We start from the raw sequence: 17,135 nt of genomic DNA on the forward strand, positions 1-17,135 counted from the left end.
CGATTTTCCCCGCTGATGTTTCGGTTGCAGGAGCCTTTGGCGGATCGTGAGCAGCAACAGCTGGCTGAATTGCGGCAATGGATGGATGCGCAGTCCGCACTTTGTGTGGCCTATTCCGGTGGGGTCGACAGCACCCTGGTGGCGGCAATCGCCTATGAAGCCAAGGGCAGTTCAGCCTTGGCGGTAACGGGCGTATCTCCGGCATTGGCTCCTCATCTGTTGCGGGAGGCGCGTGACCAGGCTGCCTGGATCGGCATTCAGCATCGGGAGTGTCCTACGGCCGAGTTGAGCGACCCTGACTACAGCAGTAACCCCGTCGATCGATGCTTTGCCTGCAAGCGCGAATTGCATCACCATCTCCAGCCCATTGCCGAGGAGGCGGGCGATGCGTTGGTGATTGATGGGGTCAATCTCGATGACCTGGGTGATCATCGCCCTGGTATCGAGGCCGCCCAACAGGCTGGGGTTCGCTCCCCCCTGGCTGAATTGTCGATCGACAAAGCAGCGATCCGTCTGCTGTCGCGGGCCCTCGGTTTCCCCTGGTGGGACAAACCAGCGCAGCCTTGCTTGGCGTCTCGCTTCCCCTACGGCGAAAGCATCAGTGCTGAACGGCTGAAGCGGGTTGGCCAGGCGGAAGCCTGGTTGATCGCCAGGGGCTTCAGCACAGTCCGTGTGCGATCCCATGGTCTCGCTGCGCGCATTGAGGTGCCCAGTGAACAGATTCGCGCTGTGTTCGCGCTCGCGGAGAGCGAACCTCTGGTCGAAACCTTTCGCTCGCTTGGGTTCACCTCCGTCAACCTGGATCTCGAAGGTCTGGTCAGCGGCAAGTTGAACCGCCGCTGAACGCTTGCCGGTCTGTTCAGCTGGGGAGCTGGGTCGGTGTCTCCACGGGTTCTCTCACCCCAGTGGCAATAGCTGCAGGCGTTTCGCGCAGAAAGCTTTTCAGCGCATGGCGTTTCGCTTGAAGCTCCGTGCAGAGAATCGCGCAGGCCTGCTCCGGCATGGTGTGGTCACCACAGGTGAACACATCAACGGCTGCGTAGCCGGATTCCGGCCAGGTGTGGATGGAAATGTGGGATTCCGCCAGCAGGGCCAGACCTGTGACCCCCTGGGGCTGGAATTGATGGGTGATCAGGTTCAGCAGCGTTGCACCAGCGCCTTTGGCTGCTGAGGTGATCGTTGTGCGGATAAAGGCTTCGTCGTCGAGCCGGTTTGGATCGCAGTCGTAGAGCTCGAGAATGCAGTGTTTACCGACCATGTCGGTGGCATGAATCTCAGTTGCACCCCATCCCGGGTTGGGATGCAGTTCAGAGAGGGTCTGCTCCATCAGGCGATGAGAGAAAAACAAGGCCGCCAGACTATCTGATGTCCAGGTCTGGTCTCAGGTCTCTTGCTCCGAGAATTTGGGCCTGCTGCTGCCACCCGCCGCCAAAGCCTTCGAGGTGGGTGGCGCTCACCAGGCATTGATGCGATTCGCCCACGGCTTCGAGCAAGAGTTGCTGTCGGGTTGGATCCAGTTCGGCGAGCACATCATCGAGAAGCAGCAGCGGTGGCTCTCCGCACAACTGGGTCACCAACTCCAGTTCAGCCAGCTTCAGCCCCAGCACCAGCGACCGCTGCTGTCCAGCGGATCCAAACCGTCGTGCTGGGCTGCCGCCCAGGAGCAGGGCGATTTCATCCCGGTGTGGCCCCACGCGGCAGTTGCCGAGGCGTTCCTCGTCTTCCCGCTGGTCGCGCAGTTGCTCCTCAATGGCGAGTCGCCATGGTTCTTCGGCGTCTTCTCCGTCGAGTCGGCTGCCTGGTTTGTATTGCAATTCCAGAGCTTCTGTCCCACCGCTGAGGTGGGCCTGCCAGCGCTGGGCAATTGGTTCCAGCCGTTGCAGGGCCCGTTGACGCCGCCGGTGAATTCTGGTGCTGACCAGCGCCATCTGGACGTCAAAAGCGTCGAGCAGCGCATGGCGTTCGGCGCTGGGGGTCTGTCTCTGGCGCCAAAGCTGGCTGCGCTGTCGCAACAACCGGTTGAGCCGTGCCATCAGATCGGCATAGACCGGTTCGAGCTGCAGCACGACGCGGTCAAGCCACTGCCGGCGCAGACCGGGTTCGCCTCGCACCAAATCAAGATCCAGGGCGCTGAAGCCGATGCAGCGCAGCGGACCAATCAGGTCCAGCTGCCGATCCAGCAACTTTCCGTTCCGCTTGGCCTGACGCCCTCCCTGGCGACGAAGTTCCAGTTCCAGACGATCACCATCCCCCACGTCGGCACGGATCAGGGCCTGGGGTCTGTCCCACTGGATGAGGTCCCGATCATTGCTGCAGCGATGGGAGCGCAGGCTGCCCAGTAACTCAACCGCCTCGAGCAGGTTGGACTTGCCAATTCCGTTGGGTCCGATCACCAGCAAGCGCGGCTGCGTCAGTTCAAGCTGCAGAACGGTGTGGTTCCGGAAGCCCTGCAGCTGGAGCCTGTGTAGCCGGATGGGTGCAGGGGCGAACAGTGAGTAAGGTACCTGTATCGGGTCGGTTGCCGCTCGATATCACTGCGGCTTACCGCCGATCAGTGGGCATGTAGCTCAGTTGGATAGAGCATCAGATTCCGGTTCTGAGGGTCGGGGGTTCGAGTCCCTCCATGCTCGTGTTTGACCTCAATGTCTCAGCTCAGGCTGAGTCCCATGGCTCGGATGCCATTGGGATCAATCAGAAAACCTTGCTCTTTGAGAGCCTGGAGGGCATTTGCTGGTGCCGAGATCGAAAGACTGCAGCCTGGTAGATCCCGACGCAGGATTTGCAGGGCACGATGCACCAGAACAGCGAAGAGGATCGCTTGGTTTGGCCCCGGTTTCGCTGCCAAATTCCAAAGATTGGCGTTGAGGGCTAGATCACTGGTGGCCCGCACAAATCCAATCAGTTCCCCATTCGACTCATCCAGGATGCTGATTTGCCACAGACTGCGCTGAAGCGCGAGCTCCCAGCGTTCTTCCGGGTGGGTTGATTCCCCACAGGACATCAGCAGGGTGTTGAGCTGTTCAGACGTTGGAGGGGTCGATGTCTCAAGTCGCGTGCCCTGGGGCAACGGTGGAATCGAGGGTTGTTGAAGGAACGACAGCACAGTGGCTCAACCGGTGTTGCGCATGCCGGCTGCAATGCCATTGAGGGTGAGCAGTGCACCTCGCAGCAGCTCACTGCGGCTGTAGGTGCGTGTGTCTTCGGGCGCTCCCGGGGTTTCGCTCATGGGCGGTTGCCGGTTCTGATCACGCAGTCGCTTCAGCAGCGCAACCTGGAGAAAGCCCAGGGGAACGATGGTGCGATTGCGCAGATCAACGGACAACTGCAGCCCTTGATCAGCTCCCAGCAGTCGGTTTTGTCCCGTGATTTCCAGCACCAGCTTGCGGGTGAGTTCGTATTCCTTGGCGATCACCTGGAAGATCGCTTCAAAGGCCTCTCGCTGTTCGGGGTGCCCCAGGCTGTTCATGTAGTGATGAGCCAGGTCGAGATCCACCTTGGAGAGGGTCATTTCTACCTTTGAAATGAGCATCCGGAAGAACGGCCAGCGTTGATGGAGGCGGCGCAGCAGATCGAGTTGTTCGGAGTCGCTGCCCACTTCTTCCGACAGAGCTGTGCCGAAGCCAAACCAGCTCGGCAGAAGAAAACGGCTCTGGGTCCAACCGAAGACCCAGGGGATCGCCCGCAGACTGGACAGGTCTTTTGCGCCTGTTTTGCGTCGGGCCGGTCTGCTGGAGATCTGCAGTTTGCTGATTTCCTCGATCGGAGTGACTTGCTGGAAGAACGCCACCAGATCGGGATTGTCGTGAACCAAAGCCCGGTAATGCTCCCTTGAACGGGTGGCGAGGCGACTCATCAGCTGATTCCAGCTTGGCGTCGCATCCAGCTGGTTGGTTACCAGGCTGTTTTGAACCACGGCCGTGGTCACGGTCTCCAGGTTGTACAGCGCCAACTCGGGCAGGCTGTACTTGGAGTTCAGTACCTCACCCTGTTCGGTGATTTTGATTCGGCCCTGCAGCGTGCCGCTGGGTTGGGCCAAGATCGCCTGGTAAGCCGGCCCGCCTCCACGACTGACAGACCCACCGCGGCCGTGAAAGAGGCGAAGCGCCACATCCTGGCGGCTGGCGAGTTCCTGAAGTGCGATCTGAGCCTGGTGAATCTCCCAGTTGCTGGAGAGAAAGCCGGAATCCTTGTTGCTGTCTGAGTAGCCCAGCATGAGCTCCTGCAGCGGCTGTTTCTGTTGGCCTGCAACCGGTAGGAGTTCGCGGTACAGCGGCGTTTTAAACAACCCCTCCATCACCGCGGGGGCCCGTTGGAGATCCTCCACGGTTTCGAACAGCGGCACCACCAGTAGGGAGGCCCGTTTGTTCGGCGGGTCCACCAGACCCGCCTCTTTCGCCAGCAGCAGAACCTCCAAGAGATCCGATGCCGTGTGGCTCATCGAAATCACATAGGAGTTGCAGATCCGCTGGCCGAATTCTTCCTGGAGGCGCTGCAGCATTCGGAACACCGCCAACGTCTCTGATGTCGGCGCTGACCAACTGGTGGCTGGCGGAATCAGGGGCCGGCGGGTCTGCAGTTCCTGGAGGAGCCATGCCATCCGCTGCGTTTCATCCATGTCCCCGTAGGCCTGGGGCAGTTCCAGGTTGCGGGTGAGTTCATCGATCGCATCGCTGTGGCGGGTGCTCTCCTGACGGATATCAAGGCTGGCCAGCGAAAACCCAAAGATGTGCACCTGGTGCAGCAGCGTGTCGAGCTGTTCGCAGCTCAATTCGGTGCTGACGAGGCTGTTGCGGACCAACTCCAGGTCACTGCGGAACTGATCCACCGAGGTGTAGTGGAGGACATCCGCTCCGCCGAGTCCGTCCTTGGGATCGGTCAGGGCTTCACAGGGCATCTGCCAGCCCGCCTCCGACAGCTGATTGTTGCGGGCGAGCGTGCGCTCAAGTTTTTCGAGCACGTAGCAGAGCTTCAGCCGGTAGGGCTCCAGTCGGTATCGAGCTGCTCTGCGCTCGTAGATCTCCGGGAACCGGAGCCGGTCCATCTCCAGGGACTCCAGCAGTGATGGCGCCACCTGACTCCACTGCATGGAGATGCTCAGCTGCTGGCGTAGCGACTGGACGGAGTAGATGTACAGCTCCAGCATCAGCTGACGCTGGTAACAGGCTGTTCGCCAGGTGATGTCGGGTGTCACCGAGGGATTGCCGTCCCGATCGGAACCCACCCAGGAGCCAAATGTGCAGAAGGATGCCTGGGGGACCTGGACATCGGGGTAATGCCGATGCAAAGCAGTGATCAGCCTCTTCCGCAGTTTCGGCATCGCGTCAAACAACACCTGCTGGAAGTAGTGCAGGGTCGAATCCACCTCATCGATCACGGTGGGTTTGAACTGGTGGAGTTCATCGGTCCGCCACCACAGTCGGATTTCCTCTTCCAGTTGGTCGCGACAGTCCTCGCGCAGCTGATTCGCGAGAGGGTTGTCTGATTGAAGTTGCTGGAGCAAGTTGGCCACACGTCGCTGCTTGTGACGCACGGTGTGCCGAACGATCTCCGTGGGATGGGCGGTGAACACCAGACGGATATCCAGCTCCCGCAGCAGGTGCTCCACCTGCGCGGGGGGGACGTTCATCCGACGCAGCCGCTCGAAGACTTCTCCAAAGGTGGCTGGATCAGTCTGATTGGCGAGAGGGGGCGCAAAAGGATCAAAAGCGTCCCGTTGAGCCGATTCAGCACTGAGATTGGGCCGCAGGCTGTCGAGATAGCTGTCTTCCTCGATCCGCTGCTCAAGGATGTTGATGAGCTGGAAATAGAGCGAAAAGGCGCGGGCCGCCGAGATGGCTTCTGAAAGATCCATGGCTCGGATCAGCTCGACGATCGCTTCGCTCGTGCTGTCGCCGTCCCGTCCCTCTAAGGAGACAGGGTCACTGAGTTGTTTGAGTCGCAGCAGACGTTCGCTCTGCTCCGGTGGGCACTCACTGCGCAGCACCGTTTTCCACAGGTCTTCAATCAGATCCAGACGGTGCTGAAGAAGCTGCCCGGCACCGGATGCACCACCGTTCAAGCGTGTTGTCTCGTTGTCGGAGACATGGGTGGTGGACTCGGGCATGAAGTCTCCACGCTGCGACGGACTCAACATGATCATCCCAAACAGGGTTCCCCGGTGGTTATCTGTTGTTCTTCCTGCTGCATCAGCTGGATCCCCTCCTGAAGCAAGTCATCGATGGATTGGCCCCGGGCATGAGCCGCTTCCCAGCGCATGGCCTGATTGCCGTGGGTCAGCAGTGCATCCAACGGCTTCAAATAAGCACTGAGCTGGAGGGATTCGGCGAGGGGAGCGAGCTCATCAAGCAGCTCCTCAAGCCAGTCCTTGCAGGTGATCGCACGGCCATCCCGCCAATGCTTGAGTTCAGCCTTCAGGCTTGATTGAGCGACGGCTGCATCATTGCTGTCAGCCAGCTGGGCCAGCTCATCCGCGGATAGGACGCTGTTGCAAAGGGGATCGAGGCGAGTCATGTCCTGTCTGAGGGCCAGAAGCCGCAGCTCAAGCAGGCAGGTGATCGCCAGCAGCTCATGGGGATTGGTGATGAGATCGCAGATGCGTAATTCCAGTCGGTTGAGGTCGTACGGGCGTCGCGGACCATTGGGACGAACGGACGTCCATAGGTGACGTTCGTTGCGCATGGCCCCCGTGGCCAGTTGCTCCTCCACCCACTGGATGTAGTGGTCGTGATCCCGAAATAGGGGAACCGATTGCGGCGTTAGGGGGAATTGATGCCATCTCTGGGAGTGGTGGCTTGTGCTGCGCCCATCCAGAAAGGGGGAACTGGCGCTCATGGCGAGCAGGAGAGCCGCCTCGCAGCGCACGAGCCGGACCGCCGCAAACAACCAGTTCAGATCTGTGATGCCGAGGTTGATGTGAATGCTGGCCGTCACGACCCTGGTGCCGTAAAGCCGCTCGATGAGAGCGTGATACGCATTGCCGGGGTCCGAGCGTTCGAACCGGCTGCTGTCTCCCAAACTCATGGTGCTGCCTGGTAGAAGCGTGAGCTCCCGCTCGTGCAGCCACTGCCTTAATTCCCGTCGGGGCGCGAGCAGTGCCTCGGGGAGTTCGGCGTAATCCCTGATCGGTTCGGTGATGTATTCGAGATTGCGACTGTCCGGTTCTGTTACGAAGCCAGGCAGTTCCCTGGCAACGTCGGTGGCGACGCCGACGTTGGCTCCGTTGGGCTGACCGGTGAACAGTTCGACCTCGAAGCCTTTCAGTAGAAGGTTTTGAGCTGTCATCCCGGCGGGTTCAGGCAAGCCAGTGCTGTCAGCATTCCCCGTGCTTTGTTCAGGGTTTCCTCGAATTCAGCCGTCGGTTGTGAATCGGCAACGATGCCGGCCCCGGCCTGAACTTTGACCCGGCATCCACCGCCGTCTCGTGGTTGCACCACCATGGTTCGGATCGTAATGGCCGTGTTGAGGGCTCCGGCCAGATCGACGGATCCATAGACCCCGGAATAGGGGCCGCGCGCATCGGGCTCAAGCGTATGGATGAGTTGCATGGCACGGATCTTCGGTGCGCCGCTGACGGTGCCGGCGGGAAAGGCCGCCATCAGCAAATCCCACACATCGTGCGTCGGGGCCAGGCGTCCTTCGACTTGGCTGACGATGTGCATGACGTGTGAGTAGCGCTCGATCACCATGAGGTCTTGCACTGCCACGCTTCCGGGTTGGCAGACCCTGCCGAGGTCATTGCGTCCCAGGTCAACCAGCATCACGTGCTCAGCGCGCTCTTTGGGGTCGGCCAGCAGATCAGCTTCCAGCTCTCGATCCTCTAGTGGCGTGGCTCCCCGAGGTCGGGTGCCCGCTATGGGCCGCAGGCTGGCATGGATGCCATCTGCTGCAGGCTCGGCTTGAACCATCACCTCCGGGCTTGAGCCGATCAGTTGCCAGTCCCCAAAGTCGAAGAACGCCATGTAGGGAGATGGATTCACCATCCGCAAACTGCGATACAGCTCCAGGGGCGACTGAGGAACGTCGGTCTCAAGGCGCTGACTGATCACCAGTTGAAAGACATCGCCGGCCGCGATGTGTTCTTTGGCAGTGTCGACGGCGGCTTCGAATTCATCGCGGCTGCGGTTGGAGCGCACGGCGGGAAGTTCTTTGCTTCTGGCATCCCAGGTCAGCGGTTGGACGGCCGGAAGAGGTGCATCCATCCGTTGGCGCAGGTCTTCAATCCGTCCGATGGCGGACCGCCAGGCCTGTTCCTCATCCGCGCCATCGGACAAGTCGCCGAAGGCGACGGCCGTGATCTGCCGTTTCACCTGATCAAAGATCAGGAGTGCGTCCATCAGCATCCAGATCCCGTCCGGGGGATCGGCCGCGGCTCGGGGATGCACCGCAACAGTTGGTTCAATCCATTGGATCAGTTCGTAGCCCCAAACGCCATAGAGCTGTCCCAGAGGGGGCAACCCCGGCAGGTTGACGCAGGCGTAAGGAGCTAAGCAGTCGCGGAGTGATTCAAACGGGTTGCCCGTGAACTCGTCTTTACGACCATCGCGCCAGGTGCGTGTCAGACGGTCATTCCTGGCTGATGCTGTCCAGAGGGGATCGCAGGCGATCACACTCCAGCGTCCGAGGGTTTCACCTCCTTCGACAGACTCCAGCAAAACACCAGGAGGCCTACCCTCTCCCACCTTGATCCAGGTGGTGAGGGGTGTTTCTAGATCTGCGGGCCAACTCTGAGCCAGAGGGATCAGGTTGGCGCCACTGCAAACCGCCTGATGAAAGGCGTCGCGATCGGGACTGAACATCTCCTGATCATCGCAGCCAAGACCCGAAGATCACGACCTCCGGGCTTGGAGATTGATCGTTCAGGAATCGAATGTGTTGCGTCCGCTGAACTTGATGTTGGCAGGGTTGACGTTTTCGCCGATGCGACGGGCGTTGTGCCCGACCATGGAACGCCCTTCGTTCACCTTTTCGGGGAAAACACCATCCTTGGGATGCAGGAACTCGGTGTCACCACCGGGGTAGATCCGGTAGATCTTGTAGTCCTCAATCCGGGGCTTGAATTTGGTGCGCAGCTGGGTGCCGAGGGCGAGGCACTGCTCTTTGCGGGCGAAATACATCAGGTTTTCGCCTGAGTTCATCAAGGCAGCCCCACCGGTGGGGAGCTCGAAAGCCTGTTCTGTCTTGCTGGTCCAGGTGATCGCGTATTTCTCTTCAGTCTCTGCTGAGTTCAGAAGTCCGCCAGTGCTGGCGATGTGATGAGGAAGTTGACCATTCAACGCCGTTGCTGCCATGGCTGAAGGAATCCACAAGAGCCGTTACGACTGGAAAGTAGCACCGTCATCGGTTGCTCTTTTGCTCTCCGAAAGCAAGCTTCACACCCGACAACATATTGATCAGTTTCCTGGGGTGTGTACGGGGAAGAAAACGGTGATGTCGCGATCACGTCTGGACTGATAGCGCCCCCCCAGGCTGGCCATCATTTGGCGGGTTGCATCCTGACTCAACTGCAGGCTTCCAGTGCTGGGATCCCAGCTCAGGACTGTCCCTACTTCCTCGCGTTGGGGAGCTGTGCCGGGCTCGGTGGCTGAGGTTCTGTTGGGATGCTCCACATGGAGTTGAAGCTTCACTCGCGGGCCCGCCGCTTGGAGATGAAGTGTCAGCTGACTGCAGGGGGCTAGCCCTCTGGTGCAGCGGTCGATCAGACCTCCCAACATCGGTTCCAGCCGTCGGGAGTCACTGAGAATGGCCGGCAGGTCAGCGGTGAGGTCCAGCTCAAGGCTGATTCCTCTCCGATCCAGTTGTTCCGTCCAGCTGGGTGCAAGGGCGGTGAGGATGGCGTGTAAATCCGTGCGGGCCAAATTGGCTTCGTTGGGCTCCCGTTGAAGCTCGGCGGCATGGAAGATCAGGCCAAATCGGTCGATCTGTTCGCTGCATTCAACATCGATCTGACGCAAGCGATTCACGACGACTTCGGGCAGATCCTTCCGCCGCAGCAGAGACCGGATCAATGTTCTGATCGTTGCTAGAGGGGTTCTCACCTCATGGGTGATGGCTTCCAGCAAATTCAGATCGCCATGGCTGGGGTCTTCTGGTGGGCGCTCGGCCTGGATGGGTTGCAGCATCAGCCCCGGGGCTGTTCCGGTGAGCCGTTCAGTTAGGCGGGGCCAGAACTGTTCTGACCAGGATCCATTGCCCTGAAGGGTGCCGATGGATTCGAGTGCTTTGCGCAGCTGATCGGCCTCTGCCGGTGACTGATGCTCCAGCCGACGCCCGAGCTGCAGCAGAACATCACTGAGTGTTTCCGGGTCAGAACGCATCAGCAACTGGCGTTTCTGGGCGGGGCCGTGCAGGGCCAGGGCGACTTGGACCTCGGGCGTGATTACCAGCAGCAGGGGATCATCTCCGTCATCGCGGCGCAGGGACAAGCGTTGGCATCCCTGCAGTGTGCCTGGCTCATCGCTGCTTGACCGTCCAGGTAGGGCCGTTGGATGAGGACTCAATTGATCCAGGCGCTCTGGAGCCCAGACCCATCCCTGCAGATGTTTCAGCAACTCCGGTTCGTAGAGAGCTGGCAGGGGCGCCGCTAGCCAGATTCCACGTTCAATGCCGCGCTCAAGCAGGTCCTGTTGCAGGGTCTCCAGAGCTGCCCACCAAAGCCGTCGGACACCGATCTCATCGCAGCGACCCTGGGGCACATCCTGCGCCAGTCGTTGCCGCAGGTCGGTAAAGGTTGGTCCGGTCAACGGAGTTGTGCCAAGGAGCGACGGCTCTGCCGAACCACAGACATGCAGAGGCCGAGGGCGATGAAATTCACAACCATCGCTGAGCGCCCATAGCTCAGGAAGGGCAGGGGGATTCCAGTGACAGGGCCCAGGCCAATGGTCATGAAGATGTTCACCACCACTTGAAACATCAGCATCGTGCCGATTCCGATCACCACAAGCGATTCGAAGTCGGTGCGGGCATTGCGCGCGACTTGAAGCAACCGCGCCATCAATGCAGCAAAGCCAAGAACCACGAGGAGACATCCAACAAACCCCGTCTCCTCCCCTAGAGCGCTGAAGATGAAATCGGTGTGCTGTTCGGGAATGAACCGCAGTTTGGTCAGTTGCCCCTGAAGAAGGCCCGTCCCCAAGACGCCGCCTGAACCGATGCCCACGGTGCTCTGAAGGAGGTGATACCCCCCGCCGAGGGGATCCTTGCTGGGGTCAAGGAACAGCACCAAACGATCCCGTTGGTAGTCCTTCAGGCCATGCATCCAAAGCCATGGCGTCACTGCAGCCATGGCGCTGTGGATGGCCAAGGTTGCTGTTGCCGCCAGGCGCTTCCAGGGCAGGGAGCGGTAGGCGACAACGACCATTAGTGGGATCCAGATCCCCATGGCCCAGGGGAGAAGCCCTGAGAGAAGGGCAGTCACCAGCGGTGACAGCAAAAGAATCACCCACTCAATTGGCATTCCCGACCAATAGAGCATCGTGAGCATCAGGGCGCCGAACACAAGGGATGTGCCCAGATCAGGCTGGATGAACACCAGGAGCCATGGCACGGCGATCACGCCCAGCGGACGCATGAGATCGATCGGTCGTTCCACCGGGTGTCGTGACAACACCGCTGCCACAAGAAGGATCGCGGCGATCTTGGCGAATTCCGACGGCTGAACATGAACCCCGCCGATGCTGATCCAGCGTTGGGCCCCCAGCGCCGTGGTTCCAATGACCCGTACCGCTACCAGACTGATCACGGTCAAGCTATAGACGGGAAGTAGCAGCGGTCGGAGCCGCTGAAGTGGCAGGCGTTCCAGTCCCAGCGCCAGCAGCACCCCAAAGGCCGCGGTGATCCAGTGGTGATACCAGTCGGCGTAGTCCGCCTGGCGTTGTGTGCTGGCGATCAGCACCCCGGCGATGGCGATCATCCCGATCGGAACACCCCAGAGCACCCACTCCCGGTGCGGTCTGCGGCGGTCACGTCGGCTGAACATCGTCAGGCGGGCTGGGTGACGGCCTTCAGCACTGCATCTGCGAGCCCCTTGAACTCTGCGGCGCTGGCTGATTCGCTGCGATTGATCACGATCGGCCGTCCTGTGTCTCCACCTTCCTGCACAGGCATTTCCATCGGAATTTGGGCCAGAAGAGGAACGTCGTAGTCGGAGGCGAGTTGGGCTCCGCCGCCACTGCCGAAGAGGGCATAACGGCAGTCGGGACGATCCGGAGGAATGAAGGCGCTCATGTTCTCCACCACGCCGAGGACGGGAATGCCCATCTGCCGGAACATGGCAAGTCCCCTTCGCGCATCTTGCAGGGATACCTGCTGCGGGGTGGTCACGATCACAACTCCTGCCATCGGAACTGCCTGGGCCAGGGACAACTGCGCATCACCGGTGCCCGGTGGCAGGTCGACGACAAGAACGTCCCTTTCACCCCATTCGGCCTGGTAGAGAAACTGACGAATAATGCCGTTCAGCATCGGGCCACGCCAGATCACGGGCTGGTGATCATCGATCAGCAGACCCATGGACACCATGGCGATTCCGCAGGTTTCGATCGGAACAATCCGCTGCTGATCTCCGCTTCCCTGCACCTCCGGCGTTTGATCAGCCACACCCAGCATGGTTGGTGCGTTGGGTCCGTAGATATCGGCGTCCAGGAGCCCAACCCGCAGGCCGGTCTGGGCGAGTGCGCAGGCCAGATTGACCGCCACAGTGCTCTTGCCGACGCCTCCCTTGCCGCTGCTCACAGCAATCACTTGGCGCACTCCTGGGATCGACTGCCGTTCAGCCGGCTGTCCGTGGCCTGCTTGCCCAATTCCCCCCTGGCTTGGTGGTTGGCCGATCTCAATCTGGACGTCGTCGATGCCGTCGATGCTCAGCAGAGTGTCCCGTGCCTCGGTCACGATTCGGTCTCTCTGACCTTGGGCGAAGCCGGGAAGGCTGAGGCGAAACACGGCCCGCGGCGGGCTGATGCGGATTTGTTCGATCCAGCCGAGTTCCAGTGCCGATTTGCCACTGCCGGCATCTTTGACTTGCTGGAGGGCGTGGGTGGCCTGCTCGACCGGGTTCATCAGTTTCATTAGGGCAAGCCGGATCCTAGGGGCGTCGCCCGTGACAGTCCCTCACGGATGCTTGTCCAGGCCTGGGGTGACTTGGTTAGGTTTCGATGTCTTCAGTCTCTGACACATGGTCCGCTCCCTGATTCGCCGCGTCCTCGGACGCCAGGACGTGGGTGTCAGCAACTCCACCCTCGAGCTTCCTCCCAGCGACTCCAGAGATCGGGCTCGGGCAATGGTGATGGGGATTCAAGACGAGATCTGCTCTGGTCTGGAAGCTCTCGATGGTGAAGGTCGCTTTGCAGAGGAAAGTTGGGTGCGGCCTGAAGGGGGTGGTGGCCGCTCCAGGGTGATGCGTGAGGGTCGTGTCTTTGAACAAGGCGGCGTGAATTTCTCAGAGGTTCAAGGGGAAGAACTGCCCCCATCCATCCTCAAGCAGCGTCCGGAGGCGAAGGGTCATCCCTGGTTCGCCACGGGAACGTCGATGGTGCTGCATCCGCGTAACCCCTACATCCCAACGGTTCACCTCAATTACCGCTATTTCGAAGCTGGCCCGGTGTGGTGGTTTGGAGGGGGCGCCGACCTGACCCCCTATTACCCCTTCCTCGACGATGCACGCCATTTTCATCGCACCCATCAGGCGGCCTGTGATTCGGTCCATCCGGATCTGCACAAGGTCTTCAAGCCCTGGTGCGATGAGTACTTCTTTTTGAAGCACCGTGGTGAGACCCGCGGCGTCGGCGGCATTTTTTACGACTATCAAGATGCCAACGGCACGCTTTACAAGGGACAGGACCCGGCGGGCCCAGCCGCTCAGGTGTCTGCACGTTTGGGGGCAAGGCCGTTGAGCTGGGAGCAGCTGTTCTCGCTCGGCCAGGCCAACGGCAGAGCCTTCTTGCCCTCCTATGCACCCATCGTTGAGAAGCGTCACCCGATGGCTTATGGCGACCGCGAGAGAGAGTTCCAGCTCTATCGCCGTGGCAGGTACGTGGAATTCAACCTGGTCTGGGATCGCGGCACGATTTTCGGATTGCAGACCAATGGGCGTACGGAGTCGATCCTGATGTCTCTGCCTCCGCTCGTGCGCTGGGAGTATGGCTACACCGCAGAGGCCGGATCAAGGGAGGCCCTGCTGACCGAGCTGTTCACCAAGCCTCAGGATTGGTTTGGGGATTCCACCCTCGACGACCGCTGCCGCCCCCATGGAGCGATCAACTAACTGACGCCCTGAACGAGCGCGTTCACCACGCGCTCGGCCAGGCAGTTCACGGTTTGCTCCCTTGTGCTCGGATCCCTGAGCTTCGTTTCAAGCGGGGGTTCAAGCATGGCGATTTCAAGAATCCCGATGCCGCGCCTTGGACCTCCAAGGCCTCCTCGAAAATTCCTTGGGAATCGTCCAAAGGCCTTGGCCAAGCTTTCATCGACGACATTGAGTGCACGCACGTTCGCGAGCACGGGAATCAGGCCTGAGCCGAAGCCATGGGGCCGGTAGGCGTCGAAATGGATTTCTAGTACATATTCCCCGCGTTCGGAAAACACTTTGGCTTTCGACCAGTTGGTGGAAGGGTGGTTGTCGTTGGCGATGGTGATTGAGGGAGGGGTGTAAGACCGGATGTTCAAGCCACGTGCTTTGCCTTGGCTGACAACAGCAGCCTGAACCTCGCGGTTCCAGAACAGCTCATCCCGAATGCCCGGTTGCATCGGCGGACGGTTTTGCTGATCCACGGCATAACCCGGTGTTCCGGGACTGGCGGTGCCCTGGGAGTCGGCGTGTCCTGCCATGACGACGATCGGCAAGTTGGTTTGAACAGGGCTGCTACCGATCCAGCTCCCGGATTCCTTCGTGCGCGGGCCCAGCAGCGGGTCTGGCGTGGCGGGCGCGGGACAGGGTTTTGGCTCTGGCGGTGCCGGCGCTAGTTGCTCTGGTGGTTGCTCTTTCGACCCTGGTGCGCTCAGCCAATTGCGCTGTTCAGCAGCCTTGGTCATGGCGAGCGTCACCAGGGACAGCCCTGTGATGGCAAGGCCTGTGGCAAAGCGACGCCGTTGAATCCAGGCCGGCAGACGCATGGTTCAGATGGGGGAGGAGAGCAGGGATCCATCACTGGCGAGTTCAAGGGTCTCGGCCAGTTCCAGTTCGATCGCGATCAATTCGTCGCGATGGGCCCGCAAGCGAATGGCGCTGCCTTCTCCCTCTGGAGGAGGTAGCAACTGCAGTTCTAAGGCTTCTGTGCGTGAGGCTCGCCTTGTGTAAAGAGCTCCTGCCATAGGTCCGAAACCAATCAACAGCAGGGGCCACCAGTGCAGTTGTGGTGACAGCTGACGCAGAACCAGGGCGAAGCAAGCGGAGCCGATGGCAGCCAGTAGAGACAGCAGGACGGCCAGGGGTTGGCTGGATGCCACCTTCCCCTTAAAGCGGAGCACCTGCCGCTCTGCATCTCCGCCATCTCGGCTCCAACCGCGAGCCTCCAGCCAAGCGCTGAGCCCGTCGAGAACGGTCAAGGGCGGTTGGGGAGACATCACGTCCACAACAGTGGTTCTGTCTTTGCTTGCTGCCCGCAGGAAGAACACCAGGCCAATCGCCAGCAGAACGGTCAGCAGGAGAGTGGATTGGAATCCTGCAGGCATGGCATCCCGATCGTGATGAACCTTTTTAAGCCTTTCGCAGGCTGAATCGCTTAGTTCAACGCGAATCGGTGTGCGTCCAGCCAGCTGCGCCAGGGGGCCATGAGTCGCTCGGCTTCATTGCGGGCATCCGATTGAAGATGCAGCATGCGCCGTGGTCGTCCACGACTCGGGCAGCGTTGGGTGTAGCTGCTAATTGAGCCCTGTTGCTCGAGAAAATCCAGAGCCTGCTGCAGCACGGTTTCAGAGAGCCGCAGTTGTGGCTCTTCCTGGATCAACTTCTGCAGGAGCGCGGAGGGATAGTTGTCGTCTTTGAGCAGGCACTCAAGGATCCAGCAGACAGCCAGTTCCAGGTCGAGAAATTGTGGCGGTGGCTGGTGGAAGTACTGCTCGATGTCTGCCAGGCAGGTGCGCGATGGCTTTCTGCGGGAGAACACAGGCGAGGGGTAACTCCCCCAATCAAATGCGATCTCATTTCGAGATTCAAGAGGAGAGTCTTGAGACTTGCTGTAGAGGCGGTTGGCCACACTGGCCATATCCATCCTTGAAGCCATGGCTGAGCAGTCCTCGTCCCCTGCGGAATTCGCCGTCTTTGATCGCGATCTAGATGCAGCTTGGACGGAGCGCTATTTGCAGTGCCCGCGGCTTGCGGTCGATACCGAAGCGATGGGATTGATCCATGGCCGTGACCGGCTTTGTCTGGTTCAAATTGCGGACGCAGAAGACCGTGTCGCCTGCGTCCGCATTGGCTTGGGCCAGACCGAGGCGCCCAACCTGAAGCGCCTTTTTGAGGCCTCCACTGTGGAGAAGGTGTTTCACTTCGCACGGTTTGATGTGGCAGCTCTCGCCGCCGGTTTGGGGATTGCGGTGGATCCTGTCTTTTGCACCAAGGTCGGGAGTCGGCTCGGGCGGACCTACACCCCCCGCCACGGCCTCAAGGATCTGGTGATGGAATTGGTGGGTGTTGAGCTTGATAAGGGCGCCCAGAGCAGTGATTGGGGCCGTGTGGACGAACTCACGGATGCTCAGCTGGCCTATGCCGCTAACGACGTCCGATATCTCTTGCCGGCCCGGGAGCGTTTGGAACAGATGCTGCGACGGGAAGGGCGCTGGGATTTGGCTCAGCGCTGTTTTCAATGCGTTCCGGTGGTTGCCGAGTTGGACCGGCAGCGTTTTCACCAGATCTTTGAGCACTGAAGTCAGTCTTCAAGCATGAAATTGCCATCTCCTTCGCTGTGCTCCAACAACGTGTTCAGCTGACGGGCGTGCTCACCGTTGTCGTTGTCGAGGGCGGCCAGCATGGATTCAGCCGTCGCCCGTCGCCCCTGCACATCGCGATGACCTTCACGGGCCGCGGCTTGCTCGACCTGGCGACGGGCGCTGGCGAGGCTGATGCTCAATCGACTCGCCAGCTGAGCGCAAAGTTTGACGAGGGTGGGGTCTTGAATCGCAGCCATCGCATCCAACCGGGGGTC

At 60.3% G+C, this 17,135-nt stretch carries 17 protein-coding genes and 1 tRNA gene; 4 read left to right on the forward strand and 14 right to left on the reverse strand.

From position 1 onward, the window contains the following. Positions 1-15: 15 nt before the first annotated feature. Positions 16-843 (forward strand): ATP-dependent sacrificial sulfur transferase LarE, encoded by an 828-nt coding sequence (gene larE, locus FZX13_RS08660; protein ID WP_226409219.1) that lies wholly within the window; start codon positions 16-18, stop codon positions 841-843. A 16-nt stretch (positions 844-859) separates the two neighbouring features. Here larE and speD read toward each other — a convergent pair whose 3' ends face one another. Further along, positions 860-1,327 (reverse strand): adenosylmethionine decarboxylase, encoded by a 468-nt coding sequence (gene speD / locus FZX13_RS08665; protein WP_115022841.1) that lies wholly within the window; start codon positions 1,325-1,327, stop codon positions 860-862. A 31-nt stretch (positions 1,328-1,358) separates the two neighbouring features. Continuing rightward, positions 1,359-2,453, reverse strand: coding sequence for a DNA replication/repair protein RecF (recF, locus tag FZX13_RS08670; RefSeq protein WP_255618110.1), 1,095 nt, complete (start codon positions 2,451-2,453; stop codon positions 1,359-1,361). A gap of 103 nt (positions 2,454-2,556) precedes the next feature. On the opposite strand from recF, the gene FZX13_RS08675 reads away from it, so the two are divergent. After that, positions 2,557-2,630: transfer RNA gene (locus FZX13_RS08675), tRNA-Arg, on the forward strand. Between the two features lie 17 nt (positions 2,631-2,647). Here the strand turns inward: FZX13_RS08675 and FZX13_RS08680 are convergent. The 8 genes from FZX13_RS08680 to FZX13_RS08715 form a co-directional block, all read right to left on the reverse strand. Beyond that, positions 2,648-3,103 (reverse strand): N-acetyltransferase, encoded by a 456-nt coding sequence (locus FZX13_RS08680; RefSeq protein WP_226409221.1) that lies wholly within the window; start codon positions 3,101-3,103, stop codon positions 2,648-2,650. Between the two features lie 6 nt (positions 3,104-3,109). Then, positions 3,110-6,103, reverse strand: coding sequence for a phosphoenolpyruvate carboxylase (ppc, locus tag FZX13_RS08685; RefSeq protein WP_226409223.1), 2,994 nt, complete (start codon positions 6,101-6,103; stop codon positions 3,110-3,112). A gap of 32 nt (positions 6,104-6,135) precedes the next feature. Next, positions 6,136-7,281, reverse strand: coding sequence for a glutamate--cysteine ligase (gshA, locus tag FZX13_RS08690; protein WP_226409224.1), 1,146 nt, complete (start codon positions 7,279-7,281; stop codon positions 6,136-6,138). Then, the gene (locus FZX13_RS08695; RefSeq protein ID WP_226409226.1) at positions 7,278-8,795 is read right to left on the reverse strand and encodes an anthranilate synthase component I family protein; all 1,518 of its coding nucleotides are present in this window, start codon (positions 8,793-8,795) and stop codon (positions 7,278-7,280) included. The genes gshA and FZX13_RS08695 overlap by 4 nt, the downstream gene beginning before the upstream one ends. 60 nt (positions 8,796-8,855) lie before the next feature. Further along, a complete protein-coding gene (locus FZX13_RS08700) occupies positions 8,856-9,287 on the reverse strand; it encodes a photosystem I reaction center subunit II PsaD (RefSeq protein WP_226409228.1) in 432 nt (143 codons plus the stop codon). A gap of 102 nt (positions 9,288-9,389) precedes the next feature. Next, positions 9,390-10,739: a sensor histidine kinase KdpD gene (locus tag FZX13_RS08705; RefSeq protein WP_115022848.1), complete on the reverse strand. Its 1,350-nt coding sequence runs from the start codon at positions 10,737-10,739 to the stop codon at positions 9,390-9,392. Continuing rightward, entirely contained in the window at positions 10,736-11,974 is a 1,239-nt protein-coding gene (gene rodA / locus FZX13_RS08710; protein ID WP_226409230.1) for a rod shape-determining protein RodA, read from the reverse strand. The genes FZX13_RS08705 and rodA overlap by 4 nt, the downstream gene beginning before the upstream one ends. Before the next feature lie 2 nt (positions 11,975-11,976). Next, entirely contained in the window at positions 11,977-13,053 is a 1,077-nt protein-coding gene (locus FZX13_RS08715; protein WP_226409232.1) for an Mrp/NBP35 family ATP-binding protein, read from the reverse strand. A gap of 115 nt (positions 13,054-13,168) precedes the next feature. Here FZX13_RS08715 and hemF point away from each other — a divergent pair, with 115 nt between their 5' ends. Next, positions 13,169-14,257, forward strand: a complete 1,089-nt coding sequence (gene hemF / locus FZX13_RS08720; RefSeq protein WP_226409234.1) for an oxygen-dependent coproporphyrinogen oxidase — start codon at positions 13,169-13,171, stop codon at positions 14,255-14,257. Here hemF and FZX13_RS08725 read toward each other — a convergent pair. From FZX13_RS08725 to FZX13_RS08735, 3 genes are read right to left on the reverse strand one after another with little or no spacing between them, the layout of a single operon-like run. Next, positions 14,254-15,105, reverse strand: a complete 852-nt coding sequence (locus FZX13_RS08725; RefSeq protein WP_226409236.1) for an N-acetylmuramoyl-L-alanine amidase — start codon at positions 15,103-15,105, stop codon at positions 14,254-14,256. The two genes, hemF and FZX13_RS08725, sit on opposite strands and share 4 nt — an antisense overlap. Before the next feature lie 3 nt (positions 15,106-15,108). After that, entirely contained in the window at positions 15,109-15,663 is a 555-nt protein-coding gene (locus FZX13_RS08730) for a cofactor assembly of complex C subunit B (protein ID WP_166017557.1), read from the reverse strand. Between the two features lie 50 nt (positions 15,664-15,713). After that, complete coding sequence (locus tag FZX13_RS08735) at positions 15,714-16,097, reverse strand: helix-turn-helix transcriptional regulator (protein ID WP_115023011.1); 384 nt, start codon at positions 16,095-16,097, stop codon at positions 15,714-15,716. Positions 16,098-16,212: 115 nt separating this feature from the next. Between FZX13_RS08735 and FZX13_RS08740 the strand changes: the two genes are divergently transcribed. Continuing rightward, the gene (locus FZX13_RS08740; RefSeq protein WP_115022859.1) at positions 16,213-16,857 is read left to right on the forward strand and encodes a ribonuclease D; all 645 of its coding nucleotides are present in this window, start codon (positions 16,213-16,215) and stop codon (positions 16,855-16,857) included. A gap of 2 nt (positions 16,858-16,859) precedes the next feature. On the opposite strand, the gene FZX13_RS08745 is transcribed toward FZX13_RS08740, so the two are convergent. Then, on the reverse strand, positions 16,860-17,117 hold the full coding sequence (locus tag FZX13_RS08745) for a hypothetical protein (RefSeq protein WP_115023012.1): 258 nt from the start codon (positions 17,115-17,117) through the stop codon (positions 16,860-16,862). Positions 17,118-17,135: the final 18 nt, after the last annotated feature.

Origin of the sequence: Synechococcus sp. MU1625, assembly GCF_020514205.1 — a bacterium.
Classification (GTDB): domain Bacteria; phylum Cyanobacteriota; class Cyanobacteriia; order PCC-6307; family Cyanobiaceae; genus Parasynechococcus.

What these genes read in the sequence shown, in the direction of transcription:
- larE (WP_226409219.1), top strand. Translation starts at nt 16, where the DNA reads ATGTTTCGGTTGCAGGAGCCTTTGGCGGATCGTGAGCAGCAACAGCTG.
- speD (WP_115022841.1), bottom strand. Translation starts at nt 1,327, where the DNA reads ATGGAGCAGACCCTCTCTGAACTGCATCCCAACCCGGGATGGGGTGCA.
- ppc (WP_226409223.1), bottom strand. Translation starts at nt 6,103, where the DNA reads ATGCCCGAGTCCACCACCCATGTCTCCGACAACGAGACAACACGCTTG.
- gshA (WP_226409224.1), bottom strand. Translation starts at nt 7,281, where the DNA reads ATGACAGCTCAAAACCTTCTACTGAAAGGCTTCGAGGTCGAACTGTTC.
- FZX13_RS08695 (WP_226409226.1), bottom strand. Translation starts at nt 8,795, where the DNA reads ATGTTCAGTCCCGATCGCGACGCCTTTCATCAGGCGGTTTGCAGTGGC.
- FZX13_RS08700 (WP_226409228.1), bottom strand. Translation starts at nt 9,287, where the DNA reads ATGGCAGCAACGGCGTTGAATGGTCAACTTCCTCATCACATCGCCAGC.
- rodA (WP_226409230.1), bottom strand. Translation starts at nt 11,974, where the DNA reads ATGTTCAGCCGACGTGACCGCCGCAGACCGCACCGGGAGTGGGTGCTC.
- FZX13_RS08715 (WP_226409232.1), bottom strand. Translation starts at nt 13,053, where the DNA reads ATGAACCCGGTCGAGCAGGCCACCCACGCCCTCCAGCAAGTCAAAGAT.
- hemF (WP_226409234.1), top strand. Translation starts at nt 13,169, where the DNA reads ATGGTCCGCTCCCTGATTCGCCGCGTCCTCGGACGCCAGGACGTGGGT.
- FZX13_RS08725 (WP_226409236.1), bottom strand. Translation starts at nt 15,105, where the DNA reads ATGCGTCTGCCGGCCTGGATTCAACGGCGTCGCTTTGCCACAGGCCTT.
- FZX13_RS08730 (WP_166017557.1), bottom strand. Translation starts at nt 15,663, where the DNA reads ATGCCTGCAGGATTCCAATCCACTCTCCTGCTGACCGTTCTGCTGGCG.
- FZX13_RS08740 (WP_115022859.1), top strand. Translation starts at nt 16,213, where the DNA reads ATGGCTGAGCAGTCCTCGTCCCCTGCGGAATTCGCCGTCTTTGATCGC.
- FZX13_RS08745 (WP_115023012.1), bottom strand. Translation starts at nt 17,117, where the DNA reads ATGGCTGCGATTCAAGACCCCACCCTCGTCAAACTTTGCGCTCAGCTG.